Source organism: Novosphingobium sp. NDB2Meth1 (genome assembly GCF_900117425.1).
In the GTDB taxonomy this organism is placed as follows: Bacteria; Pseudomonadota; Alphaproteobacteria; order Sphingomonadales; family Sphingomonadaceae; genus Novosphingobium.
Map to the genome: position 1 here is coordinate 1 of NZ_FPEH01000007.1, position 4,375 is coordinate 4,375.

At 64.4% G+C, this 4,375-nt stretch carries 3 protein-coding genes and 1 pseudogene; 2 read left to right on the top strand and 2 right to left on the bottom strand.

The features are described from left to right. Nucleotides 1–88 precede the first annotated feature (88 nt). Both NDB2M1_RS00065 and NDB2M1_RS00070 read right to left on the bottom strand, forming a co-directional pair. A complete protein-coding gene (locus tag NDB2M1_RS00065; protein WP_072378531.1) occupies nt 89–916 on the bottom strand; it encodes a HipA N-terminal domain-containing protein in 828 nt (275 codons plus the stop codon). A gap of 1 nt (nt 917) precedes the next feature. Further along, a complete protein-coding gene (locus NDB2M1_RS00070; protein ID WP_072378536.1) occupies nt 918–1,166 on the bottom strand; it encodes a helix-turn-helix transcriptional regulator in 249 nt (82 codons plus the stop codon). 293 nt (nt 1,167–1,459) lie between these two features. Here NDB2M1_RS00070 and NDB2M1_RS00075 point away from each other — a divergent pair, with 293 nt between their 5' ends. Together NDB2M1_RS00075 and NDB2M1_RS00080 are read left to right on the top strand one after the other, a co-directional pair. Further along, nucleotides 1,460–3,475, top strand: coding sequence for a ParB/RepB/Spo0J family partition protein (locus NDB2M1_RS00075; RefSeq protein ID WP_072378537.1), 2,016 nt, complete (start codon nt 1,460–1,462; stop codon nt 3,473–3,475). 161 nt (nt 3,476–3,636) lie between these two features. After that, nucleotides 3,637–4,260, top strand: a pseudogene (locus NDB2M1_RS00080) (ArdC family protein); the annotation flags it as partial. Between the last annotated feature and the right edge of the window lie 115 nt (nt 4,261–4,375).

Here is a 4,375-nt window from a genome sequence, read left to right on the forward strand (position 1 = left end):
AGGGCCATTCTGTCGTCGGTCATCGTCTTCTTCTCCAGGTTCGAGTTCGCATCCGAACCCTACCAGAAGATCGACGGTGGCCACCCTCTCAGAGAAACCTTCCTACACCACCCCGTGGGACACGACCCCCGAGTGCCTGACAACCATCCTCCTGCGGCAACCGGATGATGTGATCCGCACCGCGCCAGCTCCGGTCAAATCGCTCAACCACCAGAACGCGCCGCTCGCCGAAGGTTGCGATGTCGGTTTGCGAGGCGGTGAGACCGAACGCTGCCAGAAGCCGCATGCAGTAATGCTCGTTGTCCACGCTGTCCGTCATGTCGATCATGCCGTCCGAGGTGGGTATCTGCCCCAACTGCGGCTTGAGGATATGCGTGGTGGGCGTGGTGCCCTTCGGACGGAGCCATTGCCCATCCATGCGCAGCAGCGCGGTCTTCTCTTGCGCTCCTGCCACCGAAATCCGGAACTCCTGGTCGCGGTCAAGGCCAAGCGGCGCCCATGTCAGATCCGCCAGGATTGCTTCAATGTCCTGATCGCTTAGCGGGTCCCCTTGTACGCATGGCTCGCCCACGGCCTCGCCTTCCGGCAGGAATTGCATCGCGCCTACACAGTCGCGCCCGATGATTGCCAGCAGGCTGTACGCGTCCGTACCTTGCGCGCCCATGCGTTCAGCGACGCGGCGACGCACCGCATCCCGGTCCGGCAAGAGATTGTCGAAGACGGCGGAAACCTCAGGGCCGCGATAGGCTGCGGGCAGCAATGGCAGGGAGAGCGAGACCGCGAAGCGATGCTCCCATTCCAGCCAACTCGCTGCATACTGGAAACTGGTCGCCCCCGTGGCCGCCTTTTCGAGGCAGCCCACCAGGCGACCATTGATCAGCACGTCGAGCGGCGCGTACGTCTTCTTTCGCGCCATCCTAGAAGACATCCGCTATGTCTGTGCTGCCTTTGCGGCGGGGGATGACTTGTAGATCAAGATCAAGCACGGCGATCACGCTGAGCAGCGTGTCGAGCTTGGTTCCATCGTTTCCGTTCTCGATGGCCGAGATCGTCTTTTGATGTTTGCCGATCAGGCTGGCCAGCTGTTGCTGGGTCATGTTCCGGCGCAAGCGCTCGCTCTGGATGAGGGCTCCGAGCTGGCTGGGCAATCTGACGATCTGGGTCATGGGCTCATTCATGAGAGTCTCCATCAATCACTATATACCCTCAAGGGTATGAAGTTGCAATATACCCTGCAAGGTATATATCAAGTATATACCCTACAGGGTATGGATTGAGCTTATACCTGCTAGGGTATGAGGATGGGGTCGCACGATCCCATGCCGTACATTCTCAAAACTCTCGGTGCCTGGTAGTTCTGAGCCCAACGCAAGAGAGGGGAGGGGGCTTTGCCCTGATTGAGCCAGTCAGGCGCCGATGGTCGGCGTGATCGACGGGCTCGTCATCAGGAGTGAAGACGATGTTTCAGACGATACCCTTGAACAAGCTTGTATCCTCGCCGCGCAACGTCCGCCGCCATGGCGATCCGACCGCCGATGCCGAACTCAAGGCCAGCATTGCCGCGCATGGCCTCCTGCAGAACCTCGTGGTTCGTGCCGGGGCCAAGGGCAAGTTCGAGGTCGAGGCTGGCGAGCGTCGCCGCCGCGCCATGCTCGCCCTTGCCGAAGACAAGGTCTTGCCGCGCGATCACCAGGTGACCTGCCTCGTGCTCGGTGCCGACAGCGAGACTGCGCCTGAGGCGAGCCTCGCCGAGAACTTCCACCGCCTCGCGATGAACCCGGCCGACGAAGCGCAGGCCTTCGCTGCACTGATCGAGGGCGGTGCAAGCACCGAGCAGGTTGCGCGGCGCTTCGGGCTTACGGTCCGCTTCGTCGAGGGGCGGCTTCGGCTCGCGACGCTGGCGCCAGTCGTCTTCGAAGCGCTGGCAGCCGGCGAGATCACGCTCGATATGGCCAAGGCCTATGGCGCGACGTCGGATCAGCAGATCCAGGCGCGCGTCTTCGCCGAGATCTCCGGGGCCTACTACACGCCGACCCCGGACAGCATCCGCCGCATGGTGCTAACCGGCACGGTCCGCGGCAGCGACCCGCGCGCGAAGCTTGTCGGCCGCGATGCCTATCTCGCGGCAGGTGGCCGGATCGAGCGCGAGCTCTTTGACGATGCTGACACCGAAAGCTGGGTCGATGTGACGCTGCTGGAATCGCTCGCTGCGGCGAAGATGGAGGAGGAAGCCCGTGCGCTTGCCGCGCAGAACGGGCTTGCCTGGGTCAAGCCGACGCTTGATCCATACGCGAGCCACGATCTGGTCGAAGGTCTGGTCCGGCTGCCCGCCGAGGCTGCGCCGCTCAGCGAGGCCGAAGTCGCACGGCTTGAAGCACTCGATGCCTCGTGGGATGAGCACGCAGCCGTCCTCGAAGATGAGGACAGCGCGCCCGAGGCCATCGAAGCTGCCGAAGCGGCCATCGCGGCTATCGAGCGCGAGACGCAGGACATCCGCAATCGGCCGCCGGTCCTGCCCGAAGATAGCAAAGGCTCGGCCGGCATGATCCTGACGCTGTCGCGCGAAGGCAAGCCGGTGCTTCAGCCGGTCTTCTACGGCGAACGAGCAGAAGCTGCTTCAAGCGACGACGGCGGTATCGAAGTCGTCAGCGCCGATGACGAAGCAGGCGGGAGGCGTTCGACGCTCTCGCGCCGTCTCGTTGACGAGCTTGCGATGCAGCGCCGCGATGTTCTCGCGCTGCACCTTGCGTCCGATCCGGGCCTTGCGCTCGATGTCATGGTCTTCACGCTCGCCGATGCCGACAGCCACGACTGGCAGGCGCGGAGCGCCTCGACCATTCGGGGCGGCGTGCCGAACGGCCCGATCGTCGGCTTCGAACCCGCCGATGCCGCCGCGACCCGCGCGCTTGCCGAGCTTCGTACCGGGCTCGACGAGAGCTGGCGCGCCGGGCGCGACCAGTGTGAACGCTTCGACCGGTTCCGGGCGCTTTGCGACGAGGCGCGCGCGGCTTGGCTCGGGCATGTCGTGGCCCGCTCGCTCGAGGCGAGCCTCAACATGAGCGGCGAGCGCCGGATCCCGTTCCAGGATCATCTCGGCGCGCTGATCGGCATCGACATCGCGCAGTGGTGGCGGCCGACCGCGGCGAACTTCTTCGACCGGGTCCCCAAGCAGGTCATCCTCGAAGCTCTGGGCGAAGTCGGCGGCGCGGAACTGGCCGCCCGCTATGCCGCGGTCAAGAAGGCGGATCTGGCGGCGAGCGCGGAGCGCATCTTCGCTGGCACCACGATCGCGGAAGTCGCCGAACGCGAGCGCGCGCTGGCTTGGGTGCCGGACGTCATGCGGTTTGGTGCTGCTCGTGTCGATGATGGGGCTGTACTCAATGCCGAGCCAGCGGACGGCGAGCAGGTCGATTGCGCCGGCGACGCCGATGATGGCGCGCAAGCTGCTGCCTCCCCCCGCGATCTGGCAGCCTGACCTCCTCCTGACAGGCTGACAGTCGCGGACCCTTGAAGCGGTCCCTCGGGCACTCCCCGGGGGGCCGCTTCATTTGTTCTCGTGAGAGGAGAGGGGGCGCCCCTGGGGGCGGAATCCGTGGGCAGGAGCGCCCACGGGGATAACGTTCAGGAGAAGCCCCCATGACCAAATACCGTCCCCGCGAAAGCAGCGCACTCTCGCCCGCGGGCCGCATCACGCAGGAGATCATCGCCCGGCTTGAGGTCGGCACCAGACCATGGGTGCAGCCCTGGCGCGGCGTTCCCGTTTCGCGGCCCATGCGGGCCTGCGGGATTCCCTATCGCGGCATGAACGTGTTCTGGCTCTGGATGGTAGCCGACATGTGCGGCTATGCTTCGCCCTTCTGGATGACCTACCGCCAAGCGCAGGAGCTTGGCGGACAGGTGCGCAAGGGCGCCAAGTCGACCATCGCGATCTTCTACAAGAGCTATACCAAGGAAGTGGAAGCGCCCGACACTGGTGAGAAGTCCGACGAGGCCCGCCGGGTGCTCAAGGCCTATCCCGTCTTCAATGCCGATCAGGTAGAAGGCCTGCCAGCGCGCTTCTATCCCGCCGCGACGCTGGAACTGGTGGAGCCTGAGGGGCGCGAAGCCGAGCTAGACGCCTTCTTTGCTGCGATCCCGGCAAGCCTCAGGACCCACGGCTGTGAAGCCTACTACGAGCCCGGCATCGATCGCATCACCATGCCAGCGCCGAACCTCTTCACCGGCTTCGATCACTACTACGCCACCTTGGCGCACGAAGTATGTAACATCGCAAGTGTCCTCATTTCGAGGACAGTCGATGGCCTTTGCGCGCTGCTGTTTCCCAACCATCGTACGGCCTGCTGTGCGATTTCAGGACGGGAGTCCTGATCATGCG

Bases quoted from the DNA above. Each gene is read 5' to 3' on its own strand.
- NDB2M1_RS00065 (WP_072378531.1), bottom strand. From the start codon at position 916: ATGGCGCGAAAGAAGACGTACGCGCCGCTCGACGTGCTGATCAATGGT.
- NDB2M1_RS00070 (WP_072378536.1), bottom strand. From the start codon at position 1,166: ATGACCCAGATCGTCAGATTGCCCAGCCAGCTCGGAGCCCTCATCCAG.
- NDB2M1_RS00075 (WP_072378537.1), top strand. From the start codon at position 1,460: ATGTTTCAGACGATACCCTTGAACAAGCTTGTATCCTCGCCGCGCAAC.